At 42.9% G+C, this 21,732-nt stretch carries 17 protein-coding genes; all 17 read right to left on the reverse strand.

Annotation, left to right across the window (positions count from 1 at the left end):
- Positions 1-29 precede the first annotated feature (29 nt).
- On the reverse strand, positions 30-2,348 hold the full coding sequence (locus KIH87_RS10330) for an efflux RND transporter permease subunit (RefSeq protein WP_232357813.1): 2,319 nt from the start codon (positions 2,346-2,348) through the stop codon (positions 30-32).
- An 8-nt stretch (positions 2,349-2,356) separates the two neighbouring features.
- A complete protein-coding gene (locus tag KIH87_RS10335) occupies positions 2,357-3,364 on the reverse strand; it encodes a WD40/YVTN/BNR-like repeat-containing protein (RefSeq protein WP_232357814.1) in 1,008 nt (335 codons plus the stop codon).
- A 310-nt stretch (positions 3,365-3,674) separates the two neighbouring features.
- Positions 3,675-5,039, reverse strand: a complete 1,365-nt coding sequence (locus tag KIH87_RS10340; RefSeq protein WP_232357815.1) for a DUF1329 domain-containing protein — start codon at positions 5,037-5,039, stop codon at positions 3,675-3,677.
- A 20-nt stretch (positions 5,040-5,059) separates the two neighbouring features.
- On the reverse strand, positions 5,060-7,162 hold the full coding sequence (locus tag KIH87_RS10345) for a DUF1302 domain-containing protein (protein WP_232357816.1): 2,103 nt from the start codon (positions 7,160-7,162) through the stop codon (positions 5,060-5,062).
- A gap of 291 nt (positions 7,163-7,453) precedes the next feature.
- The gene (locus tag KIH87_RS10350) at positions 7,454-7,675 is read right to left on the reverse strand and encodes a DUF2835 family protein (protein ID WP_232357817.1); all 222 of its coding nucleotides are present in this window, start codon (positions 7,673-7,675) and stop codon (positions 7,454-7,456) included.
- Between the two features lie 17 nt (positions 7,676-7,692).
- Positions 7,693-10,317 carry an aminopeptidase N gene (pepN, locus tag KIH87_RS10355; protein WP_232357818.1) on the reverse strand — a complete coding sequence of 875 codons (2,625 nt, stop codon included), beginning with the start codon at positions 10,315-10,317 and terminating at the stop codon, positions 7,693-7,695.
- Between the two features lie 21 nt (positions 10,318-10,338).
- The gene (nhaC, locus tag KIH87_RS10360; protein ID WP_232357819.1) at positions 10,339-11,841 is read right to left on the reverse strand and encodes a Na+/H+ antiporter NhaC; all 1,503 of its coding nucleotides are present in this window, start codon (positions 11,839-11,841) and stop codon (positions 10,339-10,341) included.
- 93 nt (positions 11,842-11,934) lie between these two features.
- Entirely contained in the window at positions 11,935-13,266 is a 1,332-nt protein-coding gene (locus KIH87_RS10365; RefSeq protein WP_232357820.1) for a sodium-dependent transporter, read from the reverse strand.
- 386 nt (positions 13,267-13,652) lie between these two features.
- Positions 13,653-15,692 carry a carboxy terminal-processing peptidase gene (gene prc / locus KIH87_RS10370; RefSeq protein ID WP_232357821.1) on the reverse strand — a complete coding sequence of 680 codons (2,040 nt, stop codon included), beginning with the start codon at positions 15,690-15,692 and terminating at the stop codon, positions 13,653-13,655.
- A 1-nt stretch (position 15,693) separates the two neighbouring features.
- The gene (proQ, locus tag KIH87_RS10375; RefSeq protein ID WP_232357822.1) at positions 15,694-16,341 is read right to left on the reverse strand and encodes an RNA chaperone ProQ; all 648 of its coding nucleotides are present in this window, start codon (positions 16,339-16,341) and stop codon (positions 15,694-15,696) included.
- Positions 16,342-16,358: 17 nt separating this feature from the next.
- On the reverse strand, positions 16,359-16,649 hold the full coding sequence (locus KIH87_RS10380) for a hypothetical protein (RefSeq protein WP_232357823.1): 291 nt from the start codon (positions 16,647-16,649) through the stop codon (positions 16,359-16,361).
- Complete coding sequence (locus tag KIH87_RS10385) at positions 16,646-17,110, reverse strand: GAF domain-containing protein (RefSeq protein ID WP_232357824.1); 465 nt, start codon at positions 17,108-17,110, stop codon at positions 16,646-16,648. The genes KIH87_RS10380 and KIH87_RS10385 overlap by 4 nt, the downstream gene beginning before the upstream one ends.
- 130 nt (positions 17,111-17,240) lie before the next feature.
- Complete coding sequence (locus tag KIH87_RS10390) at positions 17,241-17,963, reverse strand: SIMPL domain-containing protein (protein WP_232357825.1); 723 nt, start codon at positions 17,961-17,963, stop codon at positions 17,241-17,243.
- A gap of 118 nt (positions 17,964-18,081) precedes the next feature.
- Positions 18,082-19,209 (reverse strand): bifunctional 2-methylcitrate synthase/citrate synthase, encoded by a 1,128-nt coding sequence (gene prpC, locus KIH87_RS10395; protein WP_232357826.1) that lies wholly within the window; start codon positions 19,207-19,209, stop codon positions 18,082-18,084.
- 26 nt (positions 19,210-19,235) lie between these two features.
- Complete coding sequence (gene prpB / locus KIH87_RS10400) at positions 19,236-20,120, reverse strand: methylisocitrate lyase (RefSeq protein ID WP_232357827.1); 885 nt, start codon at positions 20,118-20,120, stop codon at positions 19,236-19,238.
- Entirely contained in the window at positions 20,117-20,776 is a 660-nt protein-coding gene (locus KIH87_RS10405) for a GntR family transcriptional regulator (RefSeq protein WP_232357828.1), read from the reverse strand. The genes prpB and KIH87_RS10405 overlap by 4 nt, the downstream gene beginning before the upstream one ends.
- Positions 20,777-20,991: 215 nt before the next feature.
- Positions 20,992-21,717 (reverse strand): Type 1 glutamine amidotransferase-like domain-containing protein, encoded by a 726-nt coding sequence (locus tag KIH87_RS10410; protein ID WP_232357829.1) that lies wholly within the window; start codon positions 21,715-21,717, stop codon positions 20,992-20,994.
- Positions 21,718-21,732: the final 15 nt, after the last annotated feature.

Below are 21,732 nucleotides of genomic sequence, written 5' to 3' on the forward strand. Positions count from 1 at the left end.
TAAATATTTTAATTTACCCCTTATGAAATTTAGCAGTTTTCCTTGCTTCGCCAAAAAAATGCGGCAAGGGCTGGTAAGACCAGAATAGCACCCAACATGTTAACCACGAACATGAAGGTTAGTAATATACCCATGTCCATCTGGAACTTCAAAGAAGAGAACACCCAGGTACTGACACCAACGGCCAAAGTGATACCAGTGAAGAGTACCGCACTTCCCCGCTCTTTTAGTGCTTCGATATATGCCTGACGACATGGCATACCATCACGCAGCTTCTGATTCATGGTAGACAGGATATAAATACCATAGTCAACACCGATACCTACCCCTAAGGCAATAACAGGTAAGGTAGAAACCGTTAAACCAATTTCCAGATAAGTCATTAACGCCTGAGCCAAAATAGACACAACATAAAGCGGGATGATAACTGCCAAAGTAGCCTTCACCGACTTAAAGCTCATTAGGCAGAGCAGAACAACCGCACCAAACACATAAACCATCATAGGCGCTTGAGCCGCTTCTACTGCTTCATTCTTCGCTGCCATAACGCCAACAGGGCCAGATGCCAGTTTGAATTGCAGCTCAGGGGTTTCAAATTCCTTACGGAATTCTTTAACAGCATTAACAACACGGTTAATGGTCTCAGCCTTATGATCTTCCATAAACAGAATCACAGGCATAACCGAACAGTTGCTGTTTAACAATCCCGAGGTAGTTGGAACACGACCAATTGCCTGAACCAATGTTTGCTGGTTACGAGGTAATACCTGCCATTTGGGGTTCCCCTCGTTGTATCCGGCATTCACCAATTTGGAAACCGATGGCAAACTAATCGTAGATTGCACACCTTCGACATTCTTCATTTTCCATTGGAATGTATCAATCGCATTCATGGTGTCGTAATCGGTACATGCTTCAGGTTGAGCTTCAATTAACACCGAGATGTAATCGACTGTTATCTCAAATTTGTCAGTGATCAGGAATGTATCCTGATTATAGCGAGAGCTTTCGTGTAAAGCTGGCGCACCTGCATGCAAGTCACCTATTTTCATTTGACCTGATTGATACCAGCCAAACGCGAACAATACCGCCGTCACAGCAAGAATATATTTCGCAACATTCAAATTGGCACAATTACCAATCTTTTCCCAAACCATATCCACTGAGGATTTCTGCAACATCTTATTCTTATATTTCTCACCAAGCTTGAGGTAAGACATGAGCAATGGTAATAACAACAGGTTGGTCAGAATAATAACGGCAACGCCCATACTGGCCGTGATAGCAAGCTCTCGAATAATACCGATATCAATAACCAACAATGTCATGAAACCGACGGTATCGGAAATCAGGGCGACACCACCGGGGATCAACAAGCGACGAAATGCCTGACGAGAAGCTTCTTTACAGTCTTTTCCTGCAACCACTTCCTTGCTTACCGCGTTAATCATTTGCACGCCATGACTTACGCCAATAGCAAAGACAAGGAAAGGAACCAGGATGGACATGGGATCAAGTCCAAATCCAATGATGGTCAACAATCCCATTTGCCATACAACTGCAATCACAGAGCACAACAAGGGCAGCAGGGTTAACATGATTGAATGAGAGAAGAAATAAACCATTACGGCGGTAATTGCGATGGCAATAGCGAAGAACAGCACAACGTCTTTGGCACCATTCGCTACATCACCGATCATTTTGGCAAATCCGATGATATGAACACTGGTGTTCTCGTCTTCATACTTGCCGCGCAATTGCTTTTCCAACTGTTCGGCAAGAGCAAGAGTATCAAGCTTCTCACCCGTCGTTGGATCCAGTTCCATTAACTGTGCGCTAACCATGGCACACTTAAAGTCATCAGACACCTGTCGCCCAACAATACCCGCCTTGGTAATGTTCTCGGACACAAGCTGTAATGCGTCTGGATTTGATGGGTTGAAGTCAGCTGGGATAACCGGCCCACCAGAGAATCCGCCTTCAACAATTTCCGTAAAACGGGTAGATGATGAATATAGGGATTTAACCTGTGAGCGGTCTACACCAGGTATAAAAAACAATTGATCATGAAGATTCTTCAAAGTAACAAAGAATGATTCATTAAAAATGTTGTCATTCTTGTCACACACAGCAACTAACACACTATTTGCCCCACCAAAATCTTTTCGGTGTTTCATATAGTTCTGCATATATTCATGATTCAGAGGAATATTCTTGGTAAAGCCAGCATCCAGTTTTAGATGCGTAGCCTGAAACATCAGGTAACCTGTGGCTACCATGAAGAGCAAAATCACCATCAGGCGATTGCGGAAAATAAATGATTCAAATAATTCGGCGAACTTGTTCATTCGTAACCTTAATTTTTCAGGGATAGCCCCTTCACCCCAATTTCAGATACAGCCAAAACCTGTTGGTTATAATATGTTGCGGAAACCAGCGCTTTACCATCTTCGGTATGCGTTATTTGAGGTTTATCCCCTTGAAGCAACAATTTAGTGCCATTATTACCAACTAACAATGTGGTTTGATCATCAATGTTCACAATGGAATTGAATGTCGAAGTTGTGCCAGTTTCGATTCGACGCCAGCTGGAAAGGGTTTGATCCGAGCGATAAACCGAACCACGCAATCCCGCAGCAATCACAGTTCCATCCTGCATAGGCTTCACATCGAAAAATGAGCCGTAGTAGCCCGTTTCCAAACGTTTCCAGGTTTTCCCCATGTCATCACTGACCGCAACCAAGCCAATTTCACCGGTTACAAATACTTGACCATTGTGAAATGAAAGGCGATTAAGGTGAGGCAAAATAGACGCCATTTCCTGTTTAAAGAACTCAGGATCTTCGCCTTGCAAAGATTCAATATATTCCCGGTCATCAGGATGTAAAAACGCAGTATGGTATTCACGCTCCCAGTGCTTACCGCCATCTTCAGTGCGGAAGAAAACACCATAAGCGCCAACAGCAATACCTTGCATTTCGTTGAAAAACAGGACATCAAAAAGAGGTCGTTCCAACTCGGGAATAAACTGTTGCAATTCCCAGCTATGACCAGCATCAGAAGAAGCGAGTATCACCGCGTCATGCCCCACCACCCAAAGGTGATCACCAGATGCATAAACGCCGTTTAATGTCGATTGGGTTGGTACGTTTTGCTGCTGCCAACTTTTACCATCATCCGATAGCAAGATATGCCCACGCTCCCCAACTGCTACCAATTGTTTGCCATTTTTTTCAATGTCCAACAATAACGATTTGGAGGCAAGCGGTGCAATATATGCCGATTCACTTGCAGCAAGTGCTGAAGTGGAAGATGACAACAATGAGAAGCAACAAGCGACCGCTACAAAATTAGTTAATTTCATATCTCAAATAACAACAACATGGATACCGATAAATGATTCTACCGGCTCTATTAGTTAAGTAGTTAAGCCAGTATTGGCTCTAAAAATGACTCAAAAAACCAAGAATCTAAACGTTCCAGAACAAAGCGTAATCGTTTCATCAGCATGCTTAACATGTCAGTTAAATTTAAATTGGAATAGCCTGCATCCCAAAATAAAAAATTACTCGATATCTGGAATCTTTAAATGCAACAGCGACAAACAATCTCTCAATCATTCGTCGCTGTCCTTATGACAAGACTGTCAATTCATATCCTAGATGTGTAATGAATTAACGAATCCCTTCTCTTCTTAACGCTTGAGGCGTGAATTCACCATCGTCCATTTCGATATCGAATTCATACATTTTCTCTTCATTATCCAGGCCAACAGCCAGATAACGACGAGCGTCCAGGTCATGGTTAACATCTAATGTAGACCAATGAGTAGGAATCTCATAGTAGTTAACGCCATAAGCGATATTGACTCGGTATAACTCACCACGGTTATCGTACATATCCGCGACTTGAATTTGCCAGCTATCCTCATCAATGTAGAACACACGTTTAGAATATACGTGACGCAAACCTTCTTTCAGATTAGCTTCAACCACCCAAACACGGTGTTTTTCAAAACGAGTCAAATCAGGATTGATATGACCAGGTTTCAGAATGTCTGAATATTTCACTGAATCGCTGTGCAACTTGTAGTTGTTATAGGCAACATACATTTCTTTTTTGCCTTTCAACTCCCAGTTATAACGGTCTGGAGCACCGTTAAACATATCCAGATCATCACTGGTACGCAAACCGTCAGAAGCGGTTCCCGGTGCATCATAAGCTACGTTAGGAGCACGACGTACACGACGTTGTCCAGTGTTATATGTCCAGGCTTGGCGTGGTTGCTTAACCTGATCCATTGTTTCATATACCAGCAGTGCCGTACCCGCTAAACGCGCAGGAACAGTGACTTTCTGCTTGAACTTGAACAACATGTTCTCTTCAAACAATGTCTCTGGTGTTGCGTCTTTTTGTGAATACTTAACCATCAACACGTCATCAAAACCGATTACAGTGTAATCACCTGATGGCGTTGGTGCAGCCTGACCGCCAAAGCGTTTTACACTTTGACCACGGTAGCGCAACAAGTGGTTCCAAATCGCTTCCAAACCATTTTGAGGAATTGGGAATGGAATGGCTTTAGAAGCATTCTTCACACCGTTTCCACCTTCAACCAATTCAGCATTCACTGCGTTCACTTTCGCTGAATCATAAATCCACTGAGGATTTGATGCAGAACGACGTGTTGGAAATACAGGCATGCGGTAAGTATCTGGGTAGGTTTCAAATAATTTGATCTGACCATCAGACAAAAACTTCGCATATTCCTTGTAATTTTTCGCTGTAATTTCAAAAAGCTGTTTATCACCAGGGAACGGATCCGGGTGGAAATCACCGACTTTATATCCTGCTGGCGGGGTTGTAATACCACCATTCCAAGCCGGGATACTGCCATCAGCATTACCTGCTTTTTCACCACCCAGAGGTGTCAATTCTGTGCCAAGTTTTGCGGCTTCTTCCTTTGACACTTTTGCATGAGCGATAGATACGCTCAAAGCCAAGGTGATAGCGCTGGTAACAAGGGCTATTTTTCTCATTCTAATATTCTCCCCCAGAACTATATAGAGTACTTGATGTTAAATGAAATAAAGTCACGATCTGATAGACCATTTGCTGTACCACCGCCCCAGAAAGAGTTGTATGAAGCTGTAGCCGACAATTTGCTCAAGTAATCAAACGTGAATGAAATGCTGGAAGACTTTCTGCCTTCAAAGAACAAGAACATTGGGTTAGGTGTATAACCATCAACGTCATGGGCAAACGTGCCGCGAACTTGAAGGTTAATACCAGAGAATACGTTGTTGAAATCAGCAACACCCAACAAACGGTAACCCCATGCTGAATCAGTAGCAAAATGACCATCAGTATCAGGGCCATTTGACAAACCTTGATGCAAGCCTTCACGAGTGCTAATGATATTACCATCGGCATCAGTCAAAGGCTGGATTGGACCCGAACGATAGGTTCCTGGCACCTCAAGGCGTAAAACATCAGGATCTGGCATATCACTAATCTCTACATAACCGACTTCCGCCAGGAAGATCAGGTTGTCTGTACCCATGGTCGGGCCAAACAAGTGAGTAATAGTTGCCTGTGCCTGAACAGTATCAGAAGTAATGTAACCTTGAATGAACTCGCCAGGTTCAGGAGCATGGCCAACCCAATTGTCATATTGGGAAATCCCCGCCAAATCAGGACGCAAACCGGCAGCAGCTAGCTGCTCAGGGAAAGCCGCATATAAGGTTTCTACGTCATCAATCTGCAACGGCTCATCTTGACGAAAAGCGATCTCACCCGCTAAAGAGGTTTCACCAACGTTAGTGTTAAAGCTCAAACCATAAAGCTTAATATCTTCTGGGAAATAAGCCTGTGCTTGAGGGAACGCTGCAATATCAGTGATGTTCTGTTCAGTAATGGTGTTATTCGCAAGGTAACTCACACCTTGAGCCAAACCACTCGCCGTATAATTAGCGGCTATACCAGAAAATACCGGACGCTTGGCATGATAATTCATGTAATAGAAGCCAAACTCGGTATCATTCAAATCTTCAGAAATGTAGCTTAATTTAACACCGTATTGACCTTGGTCATCAGCATCATTATAGAAAGCATCGCCATAAGGTCTTAGACCGACTTTGGTTGCGTGAGCCAGTAAAGCAGCCCCCGCTGAAACCGGATCCAAACCTGCACGAATGTTATCGCCTAAAGCATTCAAAGATGCAGTAAGGAATGCAGAATCGATATCTGGGTTACGGGTAAATGCTAATTGGATATTATTTAAATAACCGCCATCACCTGCCCAGTCGTTAGTAGAAAGGTAACTACCTGAAACGGGTAAAACACTTCTGTCCCACTCGTACTGATAGTACATTTCCAAACCAATAGTATCAGTCACGCCGATAGACGCGAAAATAGTACCTACTGGAATGAACACTTCTTTCAACTCAGCACCAGGAGCAGTAGCACGAGCAACGTCTACCGGGTTGATATTGTTAATACCGTGCTGGATAAAGGTACTTTCACCCCAGCTAATTACCTGATCGCCTACACGTACAGTAACCGGCATTTCTCCGATATCGAAATCCGCATAGACAAAGGCGTCAAGGAAACGAATGTCTTTACATAAATTGTCGTCAGCATCTGGATCTGAACAAGGGTCATTAGGTGTATCACCACCTGGCAACTGACCACTTAAATAGTTAGTCCATGCGCGATCACTGTCAGCCATTTCGAAATCGTAGAAGTACATACCACGTACGAAAGCACCAACATTTTTATAGGAAAGGTTTAACTCGTGAACGCCCTTAAACTGCAATGAGAATAAGTCGCCCTTATCATAGTTCAGGTTACCGTTATCGGCATTGGAGGAATAAGCCCCCGTATCACTGTTGATGGCCCAGATGTCTTCACCTGAGTAGATGATGTTGCTCGCCATGTTGTAACCTGTCCAATCAAGATTGGCCAGATTACTCTTACCTATTTTATCGTAATCCCTTTCTTCAGCACGAATACCGATACCGAGTGAAAACGTGGAATCAAATGAAACCTTTAAGTCACCAGAACTCCACTCAACGGCGTGAGCTGGAGCAGTAGCTGATAAAGCGGCAGCCATACTCAATGCCAGTGGTGACATTTTAATGATACGAGACCCTATTTTCATATTATTAATTCTCCCCTGTCTGTGCAGGATGGGTTGGTGTGCTCTTCTTATAAACATTTTTAACGTTAACCCGGAATTTGGCGAATTGTTAATCATTTGATCAGACACTCAAACGTTCACATTAGCCAAAACCAGATTTCGCGTGCGAAATTTAGTCAAATACCACACTGAAAATGGTTAACAAAATAATTACATCATTTTAATGCTTTCGCAAGAACAAATCCTACCAGTTGCAGATACTTCCCCTATCTTAGGGTAAGTGGCTGTAAAATAAAAACTAAAGGATTCGACTCACGCTATTTTTTCGAAGGACTCTACTTTATTTTGCGCATTTATCACAAGTCGAAAACGCCCTTTGATCCCGATTCGGCTAACAAATGGACGTAAATTAGAGGTAGGGAGCTGAACACGCTCCCCTGATTCAGAACGAATAAGAACTGAGTTAATACCGGGCTGGTATAAATTCTCACATTCAGGATAGCTTAAACTGATATTGAAAAAGTATGTCGCCATGGCATCAATCAGTTTTGTTAAAAATGTAATGCCTTGCTGACTTTTTCATATAAGTCGGGACTTAAATGAGGCTGATCAGCTATACGTAATAACTCCCCTTTCATCAAATCTTGTCTATCTTCGCCATAACGCTGCCATTCACTTAACGGTGTAATAAGACGAGAGGCAACTTGAGGATTAATACGATTAAGCTGAATAATTGCATCAGCAACGTAACGATATCCACTACCATTCATGTTGTGGAATCCCGAAGTATTAAAGAAGGCAAATGTTCCAACTACAGCCCGGATCCGGTTTGGATTACTGTTACTGTAATGCGCATGAGCCGTCAACAAATCGAGCTTGGCCAAAATATCATCAGTTTCAGCTCCTGCGTGAAGGCTAAACCACTTATCCAGCACCAACACATCATCATGCCACTTGCTTTCAAACTGAGACATCAGCTTTTCAAAAACAGGGACATTATATCGGCGAGCGGCTTTAAGTACGCCCAAGGTATCGGTCATGTTGTCGGAGCGTTCAAACTGTTGCAGTAGCAATGACTCTCCTTGTTGGCCTTTCGCCAAATAAGTCAAACACACATTACTTAGACGTCGATTAGCAATTTGCTCCTGTTGATAGGCATATCCGTCATTTCTGCATAAGCTATAAGCCGCATGGAGTTCATCAACTAATGCATCAGCAATGCTATCCTGCATTAGCTGACGGGAAGCAAGGATCCCCTCAACATCAACAACAGCCATCTTCTGCGCCAAACTATCGTAACTGGGCACAGATAACATTTCACCCAATAACGCAAAATCATCAGGTTTGTTTTGAAGCAATTGTTGAAGGCAATCCAGAATGAAGGCAATTTTGTTATCAGCAATGACTCCCTGATGTTTAACTCCATCCAGAATCGCATTGGTGAACAGGCTTTGACTGGCTTCCCAGCGAGAAAAATCATCACGGGCATGCAACATTATCGCTGCCATATCCTGCGTTGATTGCTCAAAGTGAACTTTTACAGGCGCACTAAAGCTTCTGAAAATATCCAGTACAGGCTTTTCTTTTATGCCATGGAACTCAAAAGACTGCTTTGATTCACATAAATCCAGCACGGTTGATGTGTTGCCATCCTGATCCAGAGCCTCTGCTTCACCCCGAGCATTCAACAGCATCATATCCACCGGAATATGCAATACCTGTTTATGCGCCTGATCCGCTGTTTTTGGCGTATGCTGGCTTAACTCAATACGATAAATCTGTTGTTCAGCGTCATAAATCTCTTTCACAGACACCTCGGGCGTACCCGACTGCCCATACCAACGACGGAACAAGCTCATATCCACATTGTTGGCATCTTGCATAGCATTAACGAAATCATCACAGGTAACAGCCTGCCCATCATGACGCTCGAAATACAAATCCATGCCTCGACGGAATCCGTCTTTACCTAACATGGTATGCATCATACGAATAACTTCCGCGCCTTTGTCGTAAACCGTCACCGTATAAAAGTTATTCATTTCAATGACTTCGTCAGGGCGAATAGGATGAGACATTGGGCCGGAATCTTCTGCAAACTGACGTTCTTTGATCAACTTAACCTGACTAATACGCGTCGTTACCGGTGAAGACATATCAGAACTGAACTGTTGATCCCGAAATACCGTTAGCCCTTCTTTTAAACTCAGCTGAAACCAATCGCGACAGGTCACTCTGTTACCTGTCCAATTGTGAAAGTATTCATGTCCAATAATGGATTCAATATTGAAATAATCTTCATCGGTCGCGGATTCAGGATCAGCCAGAACACACTTACTGTTAAAGATGTTCAATCCCTTGTTTTCCATCGCGCCCATGTTGAAGAAATCCACGGCGACAACCATGTAGATATCCAGATCATATTCCAGACCAAAGGTCTCTTCATCCCAACGCATGGCTTTTTTCAAAGACTCAACGGCATGCCCAGCTCGGCTTGCATTGCCCTTATCTACGAAAAACTGTAAATCAATAGTACGACCAGACTGAGTGACAAACTTATCTTCAACCAAGTCGAAATCACCCGCGACCAGCGCAAACAGATAACATGGCTTTTTAAAAGGATCTTGCCAGGTTACCCAATGAGTTCCGTTGTCGCCCTCACCTTTTGCTATGCAATTACCGTTGGATAACAGATAAGGATACTTTTGCTTATCTGCGTGAACAGTTACCTGATAGGTTGCCAATACGTCTGGCCTGTCGAGGAAATAGGTAATTTTGCGAAAGCCTTCCGCTTCACATTGAGTGCTGAAGGTATTGTTAGATAAATACAAACCTTCCAGGCTGGTATTACTGGCTGGGTTTATCTGAGTTTCAATTTCCAACTCAAATTCATTGGCATCGTAAGCAATGCTCAACTGTTTCTCTGAACATTGATAAGTATTGATACCAATGCCATTGATAGAAACCTTCAACAATTCAAGATCATCACCATCAAGCACTAAAGGTCGTTGGTGATCACCATTGCGGCGCACTTTACTTTTGGTAAGTACCCGAGTTTCGCTCGGTTCTAACCAAAATGTCATATCCACCTGTTCGATAAAGAAATCGGGGACTTGATAATCGCTACGCTTTTTTGCTATCGGGGCGTTAGAGGTAACAGAACGCTCATCACTCATCAATAAACTCCTGATATCAGCCTAATTCGTTTTGCTTTCTATAGTTTGGTTCAGCTTGTCCGGCATTTCCTGTGAAAATGCCTCGGGTGGATCCAAGCGTAGGATTTTTATTCCAACAAAAGCATAAATGATGGCTAAAACAGGATTTATCAAGTTAAAGAAGGTGTAGAAAATATACTCAAAAGGATGAACCGCCAATACGCTGTGCATATAAGCGCCACAGGTATTCCAGGGAATTAACGGAGACGTCAGCGTTCCCCCATCTTCCAGACTACGAGACAAATTCAACTGGTGTAGGCCACGCTTTTTAAATTCATCTTTATACATACGACCCGGCATGATGATAGACATGTACTGATCAGCTGTAATCAGGTTCGTACCAAAACAGGTTAGAATGGTGCGCGTTACCATGTCTCCTGCCGAAGTTGCACCTTTTAGGAAAGCGCTCACAGCGCGCTTCAACAACCCCACTTTTTCCAGTACCGAACCAAAGGTTAATGCACACATAATCAGCCAAATAGTATTCAACATATTGGCCATACCGCCACCGCTCAGAAGGTCGTTCAAATCAGCATTAGACGTATTGAACTCAACCCCGGCATACAGGGTTTTCCACACCACAGTAATACCACCATAACTTTCCATGCCGCTACGGCTGGCAACATCATTAATCACATCTGGCTGGAAGATAATCGCCCAAATACCACCAAGTAGAGCGCCGATAGAAACCGCAGGAAATGCAGGCATTTTGCGTATAGCTAAAGTCAGCAAAACAAATAATGGGATCAACATTGGCCAGCCAATATTAAATTCCTGCTCTAACAACGCCTGCATTTCTTCAATACGCTCAGAAGACGCATTAGAAGCGCCATTTATACCGACAATAACAAACAAGCCCCACGCAATTAAAATACTGGGAATGGTCGTCCAAAGCATGTAACGAATATGTTCAAACAAATCTGTCCCGGCTACCGCAGGTGCCAGATTAGTTGTTTCAGATAAGGGAGAGATTTTATCGCCAAAATAGGCGCCCGATACGATTGCGCCAGCGGTAATGGCTTCGTCCATTCCCATACCATTGGCAACGCCCATTAAAGCAACACCTACAGTTGCAGCCGTTGTCCAGCTGCTGCCAATACTCATAGCCACAATTGCACATATAATGCTTGATGCGGCGTAGAACAATGAAGGCTCAAGCAACTGTAAACCAAAGTAAATCAGTGTCGGTACAGTTCCCGACAATAACCATGTCCCAATTAACGAACCAACGGCCAGCAGGATCAGAATCGCACCAAGAGAAACCGTGATCCCTCTCACAATTCCGTCTTCAATTTCATGCCATTTAAAGCCATTCTTTAATCCGATTATTGCGCTGATACCCATCGCCAAAAGCAAGGCAATCTGATTAGGGCCATAAGAGGAATCGCTACCGAATAAAATCACGGAAAACGATAGCATGATAACCAGAATAACGATGGGAATAAGGGAGTCGAGTAGCGATGGTTCTTTATGTGTTTTAGTCATTAGCTGAACTCTTTTTATACTTCTTGAGGAAAACGCTGACAGCGGTGAACTGCAAATGTATATCAGTTCACCACCAGATTGAAATGAACTTGTCTACAATGAGTGGATAAACATCATCAAAATAATAACCGGGCAGACAAATTTCACATACCAAGGCCAAATTTTCCAAAACAGGCTTTGTTCTATATTGTCATAGCCTTTTTTCAATTCTTCCAACTTACTATTTCGATTCCACAACCAACCGACAAACACACATAGCGTTAAGCCAAGCAGAGGCTGGCTGTATTCAGTGGTCATCGACACCACCAACTCAAACAAGGTCTCAAAGTTGATGGCAATAATACAGCTGACAATCGCGATTACCGCAGCAATAACCCAAACCGCTTTATGACGGTTGATATCCATGTCTTCCACAACGTAAGACACTGGGACTTCAAGCATGGAAATAGAAGACGTTAACGAGGCAATAATCATTAAGGCGAAGAAAGCAAAAGCAATAATATTGCCAATAGACCCCATCGTTTCAAAGGTGGCAGGAAGTACAGTAAGAATAAGCTGCCCACCTTCGATCAACTCTCCGGAATCATTAAAGATTTGAACACCGTTGTGCAGTGCCACGTACATAGCAGGAATAATTAACAAACCAGCCAGAATCGCCACACCAATATCAACCAATGCAACTGAAGCACCTAACATTGGCAGGTTTTCCTTATCACTCACGTAAGAGGCGTAGACCAACATAGTCCCAACACCCAACGACATAGAGAAAAACGCTTGCCCCATGGCGCTAATAAGCAAATCGGCATTAAAAACAGCAGAGAAATCAGGTTGCAAATAGGCTTTTAACCCTTCACCTGCACCATCCAGAGTCGCAACATAGACGATAAGTACGCCAATGATTAAAAAGAGGGTCGGCATTAAACGTACAGACCATTTTTCAATTCCATCACTCACGCCGCCATTGACAATCCCGGCAGTCATAATGATAAACAAAGTGCTAAATAAGCAATTACGTAATGAAGAGAATTCAGTCAACCAGGTCGAAATTTCAACCATGCCTAGAATATCGGTCAGCGCCTTAATACAGTAGGCAATCATCCAACCTGCTACAATGGCATAAAAGGAAAGAATCAATGAAACTGTGATAAAGCCCCAAAAACCAACACCTCTAGCCCATTTTGAGCCCGATATTTTTTCCAGAGCGTCAACCGTATTTGAACGCGTTGCTCGACCAATCACCAATTCAGCCATCAGTACCGGATAAGCCAGCAAGAAAGCTAAAACCAGGTACACCAAAACAAAAGCGGCACCACCATTACTGGCCACCTGAGTGGGGAATCCCCATATATTTCCTAATCCAACAGCCGACCCAGCCGCAGCCAGAATAAATCCCAACCTGGAGGAAAACTCACCCCTATTATTCATTAATCTCTACCCATTTATTGCAATCAGGCTCATAACTCTATTCATTGATATTTCAATAGCGACACACTGAACCCATTTCCAAATATCAATGATGCCATGCAGAGTTCCTGGTGCTGATTGTTGTAATTATCAGGACGTGCTTACAAAGAGCGGTGATGCTACCCAATTTAACTAATATTTAACAGATTTATACTGAAATTATTTGTATACAAATATGCAAACTTTTCGGTTCATGGATATCAATATGTGAGAAGTTGAGCTCATATCAGGATATTTATTACCAAACGACGATTAATCACTCTCCCCGGCTCTCATTCCTAATTTTCACCAGACACAAAAAAGCGAGCCACTTGAGCTCGCTTTTGGAATCAATATGATCTTCTGAATCAGGAATTGGTGTTCACGGCATACTTACCCGTCTGAATAACATCCAAAGTAATTTGTGCTGTTTCATCAAGATACGCGTCCAGACTTTCAAAATCTTCAGGCAAGTCATCCAACGAAGCAACGGGTTCTTTACCCATACGCTTCAAACGTTCGTTTGCACGTTGTAAATCTTTCTTCTCACGCTCATCTTTTTGCGCTAAGCGCTCAGACTCAACCAAAGAAAAGTAATTCTTGTCCTTTAATTCCTTGTATTCCTGAATATCAGCATAAATGTAAGCAAACTCAGGATCAGCAGACACTCTCTTCTCATGTAGCTTTTCAACCTGATTCAAAGCCGTTTCAGGATCGCCAAATGTAGCGTAATTGGCTCGCTCAATAGTGTCCCACGGCAAGGCATTTTCTTCCTGACTCTCACCCCATTCAGCCGCATCTATAGGGCTAGGTAAAAGGATGTCAGGAATTACACCTTTATGTTGAGTGCTATCACCATTAATTCGATAAAATTTGGCGATAGTGTACTGCACATGACCTAGAGGATTACTATACAAATCATAAATACGTCCCAAACCTCTATGCTGTTGTACAGTCCCCTTACCAAAGGTTTGCTCACCAACAATCAAGGCTCTACCGTAATCCTGCATTGCCGCTGCGAAAATCTCTGAAGCTGATGCACTATAACGATCAACCAACACTGTTAAAGGGCCGGAATAATAAATTTCACCATCAGTATCATTATGCACATTAATACGGTCTGCAGCGTTGCGCACCTGAACAACCGGGCCACTATCAATAAACAGGCCAGACACCAAAATGGCTTCCGTTAAAGAACCGCCGCCATTGCCACGCAAATCGACAATAATGCCTTCAACATCTTGAGTTTTAAGTGCATCAATCTCTCTTTTAACGTCAACACTGAGGTTGTTATAGAAAGAAGGAATGCTTATCACCCCCACTTTTCTACCCTGATGTGAGCCAGATTCAGGAATAACAACTTTGGATTTGGCTTCCCTGTCTTCCAGTTTTATTTTGTCGCGAGTCAAGTTCAGTACCATTGGCTCGCCTTCCTGAGAAGGTTTCAGTACCTGCAAACGAATATCTGTGCCTTTAGGACCTTTAATCAAGTCAACAACTTCATCAAGACGCCAACCAATAACATCAACGAAATCTTCGCCATCCTGGGCAACACCAATAATTTTATCTTTCGGTTTTAATTTATTGGATAGATCTGCAGGGCCACCAGGAATAATGCTACGGATCACCGTAAAGTCATCTTCCACCTGTAATACCGCACCAATCCCTTCAAAAGATAAGTTCATCTCCATGTTAAAGCGATCAGCACTTTGGGGAGATAAATAACTGGTATGCGCTTCAATGCTACGAGCAAACGCATTCATGACAGTTTGAAAAACGTCTTCACTTTTGGTTTGAGACAAGCGTTTTAACGCTCGTTGATAACGTTTTTCAAGTAAGTCTTTAATTTCGTCCTTGTTTTTTCCTGCCAGTTTAAGGTTCAACGCATCATATTTAACACGCTGACGCCAAAGCTCATCTAATTCAGCTTTATCTTTCGCCCAATCAGCGTCTTCCCTGTCGTAGTAATACTTGTCATCCGCTTTATTGAAATCAAAGCCTTTTTCCAGCAAGGACAAAGCAAACTGATATCGCTCCACCCGCTTTTCCAAATTGCTCTGATACATTTTGTAAGCATTGGTTAAATTGCCTTTAAGCAACGCTTCATCAAAACTGTCTCGATACTTCTGCAATTCAAGAACATCGGATTTTAGATAAATGCTCTTGCTTGAATCGAGGGACTTTAAGTAACGATCATAAATCACACCTGAAAAGGCATCATCGAGTTCTATCTTTTTAAAGTGGGTACGCAAAAACTGAGCTGATGTACGCTTAGCTGCCACAGCATGCTGTGTCTCTTGCTGCAATACAGGGATCTCAAAATTTGAGGGAGCCGGATTAACGGCACCAGCACCAGAACTTAACGCTAAAAAAGCAGAAGCTACCGAGATGCGATACAGGTTTTTCATATTATGACCTTTTAGCACGAGCCAAACGCAACGTATCCTCTTGAACCTTAATTTGCATTCCAGATTGTAGTTGCACTTGAATACCATCCTTACCAACTTTAGTTATCACTGCAGGCATTGGAACCTTACCCACTTTTACTGTGACTTCTGTTCCAGCAACCAATTGCTCGGGTAATAACTTCTGAGGCACTTCTTTATTGGGTCTGGATTTTTGCGCAGAAGTTCCATTCAGTTTAGTGGGATTGTCACCTTTTTGCTTAAAATTGTCCTTTTTCTTAACATTTTTAGCTTTAGGTGCCTCTTGTTTACGGCGTTCAGCAACCTTTTGTTTACTCTCTTTAAGTTGTAACAAGGCATGATCAGCATGTTCTTTTTCAACCACTTCCGCCACATCGCCTTTCAAATCAACACGATTAGAACCTTCTTTAACGGAATGCAGGTAACGCCAGCTACTGGTGTAGTGGCGCAAAGAACTACGCAACAAGGTCTTGCTTAAACGCTTTTCATCTTTGAGCGCTTCAGCCAATTCCTGGAAAATACCTATTTTTAAGGGTTTTGCTTCTCCCTCAAGAGAGAAACACATTGGGAAAGATTCAACAAGAAATGCAATCACTTCTTTGCTATTGGAAAACTTCTCAGGACTATCCATCAGATACAGTATCAAGTTTATTCAGGTTCATAGGAATCTGCATCATCCCAAGTTGCCAGCAAATGGTCAACCCAATCACTTAAATCTTGCATATCAATATCCAATAAATGTTCATCTTCAAGCCAGATTTCCCATACTTTTTGGATTTGCTTCTCTAATTGCTCGACTGATGAGTCATCATCAGCGCGATCGTAGAGCATAAATAGCAAGTCATTTAAACGATCCGAGGCTTCCTCTGCACGGTCATCCCAAACGTCCATATCGTCTGGGGTTGAGAGAGCAACGTGAATGTCGATCAATGATTTCAAGATAAGCTATCCTGAACAATATTAACGACTTGTTGAAGACCACTCAGGTCTTCCTTGTCAAAACGGGCAAAATCCGGACTATCAAGATCAAGTACACCTTTCAACTCACCCTTTACGATAACCGGTATCACAAGTTCTGAGTTAGAAGCCTGGTCACAGGCGATATGTCCTTCAAACTGATGCACGTCAGCAATAAGTTGCGGCTTAAGGGTTTTAGCAGCAGTTCCACACACCCCTCTGCCAATGGGAATTCTTACGCAAGCAGGTTTGCCCTGAAATGGTCCCAAGACCAATTCATCGCCTTTTAAAAGATAAAAACCAGCCCAATTTACTTGTGGCAACTTATTCCAAATCAAAGCGCTCACATTAGCCAGGTTGGCTATCATGTCCGTTTCACCTTCTAGCAAGCCCGATGTTTCCAGGACTAATTCTTCATATAGTTGCGCTTTACTTTTAGCCATAACAAAACTCTGATTAATAAATATTCAAGTCAATGCTCGATTTCAGCGAGCCGTTATTAGACTCAAATCCCGGACAAATGCAACTGATTTTCTCTATATATCCAGGATTACCCCTATATGGCGTTCAGTGTCATTTTTTCAACTCAAAAATCACTTCTACTTCAGCCGTTATATCCACCTGTCCTGGCACATAACCACCGCTGCTATCAGCAAGCTCCATGCGCTGTGCTTTAAGTGGTACAACACTGGAAACGCCTCTTTCAGTAACGCTAATAACATCTCCAACTTTAGCTTTTATACCATTGGCAATACGCTCAGCTCTTAAGCGTGCATCAACAATGGCTAAATCCAGCGCATCCAGATAATTCATTTGCGGTTGAGAAACTGAATAATGAAAGTCCTCTATACCCGTAGCCCCAGCCTTGATTATTCGATCAATTAACTGATCAAACTTACTTATTTCCTTAACTCTGACCTTAATCACCCGAGTCAGAGAAAAACCAAGCTGTTCTCTTCGATTGTTGGTGTATTCGTACCAAGGTTGCAATTGAACATGCATGGACTGTATATCCTGAATGTTCACTCCACCTTTAACCAATTCGTTAACAATGTTCTCACTTTTACTGGACAACACCTGATTAAGTTTAGTGACCAATGTACCTTTCTCTTCCAATAGCACATTAAAATGAAACAAATCAGGCTCCACACTAATGCGCCCATGCCCCAACACCCCGATTTGGTTAGGAATTGAATGTGAGCTTTGATTTGAAGTGTTTGCCAATGCAGTAAATGGAAAAGAAGCGGTGAATAAGAGAATTAACGCAAAACGTGAAAATAAATTGGATGTAAACATACCTGTTTGCCCTTTAGGTGGAATAAAACAACAGACAAACAATATGGCTTATGTTGGCGTCCCTGCCAACATTTGCTGTATTTCCTTTTGTTACCAACAAGAAAAAACTTGGTAACAATTAGGCTCTTGAGTCCATAGATTCAACAGAACGCAAGTCAACACCCGTATATTCCGCTGAAGGACGAATAATACGGTTGTCGGCACGCTGTTCAAATACGTGACCCGCCCAGCCCGTTAAACGTGACATAACGAAAATTGGTGTGAACAATTCAGTGGGAATCCCCATGAAGTGATAAGCACTGGCATGGAAAAAGTCAGCGTTACAGAATAGTTTCTTCTCGCGCCACATCACTTCTTCACAACGAACAGAAACAGGATAAAGTACATCATCACCCACTTCTTGCGCTAATTTCTCAGACCAGCCTTTGATAATCTCATTACGCGGGTCTGATTCACGGTAGATAGCATGACCAAAGCCCATGATTTTATCTTTATTAGCCAACATCTGCATAATGCCCGCTTCAGCTTCATCAGCAGAATTCCACTGTGAAATCATTGCCATAGCAGCTTCGTTTGCGCCACCGTGAAGAGGACCACGCAATGAACCAATCGCGCCAGTAACACAAGAATGCAAATCAGATAATGTAGAAGCACACACGCGCGCAGTGAAAGTAGACGCATTGAACTCGTGCTCTGCATACAGAATCAATGACACATGCATTACCTGAACATGCAAATCAGAAGCTGGCTTGCCGTGTAACATGTGCAAGAAGTGTCCACCGATAGAGTCATCATCCGTCTCGGTTTCAATTCTTACGCCGTCATGAGCAAAACGATACCAATAGCAAATAATGCTAGGGAACAATGCCAACAAGCGGTCTGCTTTGTCTTGCTGCTCAGAAAAATCCATTTCTGTTTCCAGATTTCCTAACATAGAGCAACCGGTTCTCATTACATCCATTGGGTGAGAATCTTTTGGAATATTTTCTAAAACCAGTTTTAACTCATCAGGAAGGCCACGCATGCCTTTCAACTTGGCTTTGTAATCAGCTAGTTCAGTTGCATTAGGTAACTTGCCTTTCAAAATAAGATAGGCAACTTCTTCGAACTGACATTTTTCAGCTAATTCTTTTACGTCATAGCCACGATATGTAAGACCTGAGCCAGACACGCCAACCGTTGATAACGCCGTTTTTCCTGCTACCTGACCACGCAATCCAGCGCCAGATAAAGTTTTTTCAGCCATAATTGCTCCAAAGATGAATAATAGGGTTACGAGTTTTTATTTTGAGCAAACAACGCATCCAGCTTTTGCTCATAAGTGTGATAATTAAGGTAATCGTACAATTCCATACGCGTTTGCATGGTATCCAATACATCGCGTTGATCACCTTTTTCAAGGATATTCTGATACACAGCTTCAGCCGCTTTGTTCATGGCTCTAAAGGCACTCAATGGATACAGAACCATGTCAACGCCCCACTCGCCCAACTGTTCTCTATTCCACAGTTCGGTTTGACCAAATTCGGTAATATTGGCCAAAATCGGCACGTTCAATTCAGAGGAGAAACGACGATAGTGTTCTTCCGTTTTCACCGCTTCTGCGAAAATACCGTCAGCACCAGCTTCCACATAAGCCGCAGCACGCTCAATCGCTTTATCCAAGCCTTCTTGCGCAAACGCATCGGTACGCGCCATGATGAAGAAGTTTTCATCAGTACGAGCATCAACCGCCGCTTTAATACGGTCAACCATTTCATCCTGACTCACGATTTCTTTATTAGGACGATGCCCGCAACGCTTTTGGGCGACCTGGTCTTCAATATGAACCGCTGCAACACCTGCGCGGATCATATCTTTCACTGTTTTGGCAATATTAAATGCACCGCCCCAGCCTGTGTCGATATCAACCAACAAAGGTAAATCGGTAACAGAAGTAATACGGCTTGCATCGGCTAGAACGTCATTCAAAGAGGTCATACCCAAATCAGGTAAACCATAAGACGCATTTGCGACACCACCGCCAGACAAATAAATCGCTTTGTGACCAATTCTTTCAGCCATGATGGCGCAATAGGCATTGATCGTTCCAACGATTTGCAACGGAGAATTTGCCTCTAACGCTTCTCTGAAGCGCAATCCAGCAGAATTGCTCATGATATGACTCCTTTATTAACTAACAGGTTACGTTCAACATTGTCTCGAGAAGCCGAGATGTGTCTTCTCATAAGAAACTCAGCAAGCTCCCCATCTCCAACAGACAATGCATGTACAATATGTTGATGTTCAAAAAATGCACGCTTGGCTCGGTCACTTACCATGCCAAACTGATAACGATACATACGAACTAAAAAGTAGAGCTTCTCGCACAAAAGATCGATTAGCATCGGGTTGTGACTTGCCTGAACAATCACAAAATGGAAATCCAGATCGCGCTCTTCCTGAATATAGGCCACGCCACTTTTTAACTGCACACTACTTTCATGGGATTCCAGCAGGTCTCGCAAATTCTGTAATTGTTCCTGAGTGATATTGCTTGCAGCCAAACGGCACGCCATACCTTCCAACGCTTCCCTGACATAGAAAATTTCCATCAGATGTTCTGTGGAAAGAGAAATAACGCTGTAGCCAACGTTGGGCTGACTGACTAACAATCCAATACTCTTGAGGCGAGCTAAAGCGTCACGCAATGTACTGCGGCTTACCTGAAATTGATTGGCAAGCTCAGGCTCACTGATTTTGTGACCATGAGGGATCTTGCCTTCAACAATTTGTTGCCTTAAAGCGAGAAACAGTTCTTCTGTTCTTGTCATACTGCAGTTCTTCTCATCGTATAAGTTTCGTATGAGCTCCAGGCTCAAACCAAGATTGTCAGACAATTAAGTTTAATGGGAGCGGATTGTACCACTTTAATTAAGAAGATCGAGAGATATTGTAGACAATAACAAAGAGGGGAGTATCAATTTCTTGACATGTAAGGAAAAACTGCGGCCTACAATAACCAGTTCTCAACGAGAAAACAATTACTCTAATGCATCTGAAAGGTTAACTGCTCATTTAAAGGCTGTACCTGTTCGTATTCCAATTCACCATCAACAACACTTAGCCGTACCAAATCATGACGAATAGCTTGAACCGTACCATCAGGAAAATAGAACAAACCTCCGCCACTGGGAATACCATATCCTTGAAACTCTGGCACATTACCCTTGCCATTCAAACTCACGGTATCCTTTAAATTGCGCCAACGTTGCTTTTCATCGTGAACATCAATAGTAAAAGGCAGCAACTTCAACATGGGAAGCAAAGCAACCGCACCCGACATATGCGTCACTCGCCAATGCATTCCCAATTGGATCGCACCCGCCGATACACCGATTAACAAAGCACCCGCTTCTTGCCGCTCCAGAATAACCTGTTTCATTCCGGTTTCTTCAAACACTTGCCACCCGGCCAGCACATCGCCGCCAGCCAACAACACAATGTCAGCCTGACTTAAATAGTGCTCATCCTCTTCATCAAATGACGACTTGATCATGCGACAATCGGTAATGCCAATACCTTCCATAGCAGCAACAAACAATTCAAAGAACTCTTCTATATCACCATTAGAAGCACCGATATAAGCCGCTTTAGGTTGTGGTGAATGGACATAGCGCAATAACTGTTTAAGGAACAGCTCACCATCACGTTTCCAGAATAGAAGCTGGCTGTCAGAAAGACAAAGAATTGGAGGCTGGGGACGGATATTCACAACATTGAAACGTTT

It is taken from the genome of Paraneptunicella aestuarii (assembly GCF_019900845.1).
GTDB lineage: Bacteria > Pseudomonadota > Gammaproteobacteria > Enterobacterales > Alteromonadaceae > Paraneptunicella > Paraneptunicella aestuarii.

Coding starts and splice junctions, on each gene's coding strand:
- KIH87_RS10330 (WP_232357813.1), bottom strand. CDS start 2,348: ATGAACAAGTTCGCCGAATTATTTGAATCATTTATTTTCCGCAATCGC.
- KIH87_RS10335 (WP_232357814.1), bottom strand. CDS start 3,364: ATGAAATTAACTAATTTTGTAGCGGTCGCTTGTTGCTTCTCATTGTTG.
- KIH87_RS10340 (WP_232357815.1), bottom strand. CDS start 5,039: ATGAGAAAAATAGCCCTTGTTACCAGCGCTATCACCTTGGCTTTGAGC.
- KIH87_RS10345 (WP_232357816.1), bottom strand. CDS start 7,162: ATGAAAATAGGGTCTCGTATCATTAAAATGTCACCACTGGCATTGAGT.
- KIH87_RS10350 (WP_232357817.1), bottom strand. CDS start 7,675: ATGGCGACATACTTTTTCAATATCAGTTTAAGCTATCCTGAATGTGAG.
- pepN (WP_232357818.1), bottom strand. CDS start 10,317: ATGAGTGATGAGCGTTCTGTTACCTCTAACGCCCCGATAGCAAAAAAG.
- nhaC (WP_232357819.1), bottom strand. CDS start 11,841: ATGACTAAAACACATAAAGAACCATCGCTACTCGACTCCCTTATTCCC.
- KIH87_RS10365 (WP_232357820.1), bottom strand. CDS start 13,266: ATGAATAATAGGGGTGAGTTTTCCTCCAGGTTGGGATTTATTCTGGCT.
- prc (WP_232357821.1), bottom strand. CDS start 15,692: ATGAAAAACCTGTATCGCATCTCGGTAGCTTCTGCTTTTTTAGCGTTA.
- proQ (WP_232357822.1), bottom strand. CDS start 16,341: ATGGATAGTCCTGAGAAGTTTTCCAATAGCAAAGAAGTGATTGCATTT.
- KIH87_RS10385 (WP_232357824.1), bottom strand. CDS start 17,110: ATGGCTAAAAGTAAAGCGCAACTATATGAAGAATTAGTCCTGGAAACA.
- KIH87_RS10390 (WP_232357825.1), bottom strand. CDS start 17,963: ATGTTTACATCCAATTTATTTTCACGTTTTGCGTTAATTCTCTTATTC.
- prpC (WP_232357826.1), bottom strand. CDS start 19,209: ATGGCTGAAAAAACTTTATCTGGCGCTGGATTGCGTGGTCAGGTAGCA.
- prpB (WP_232357827.1), bottom strand. CDS start 20,120: ATGAGCAATTCTGCTGGATTGCGCTTCAGAGAAGCGTTAGAGGCAAAT.
- KIH87_RS10405 (WP_232357828.1), bottom strand. CDS start 20,776: ATGACAAGAACAGAAGAACTGTTTCTCGCTTTAAGGCAACAAATTGTT.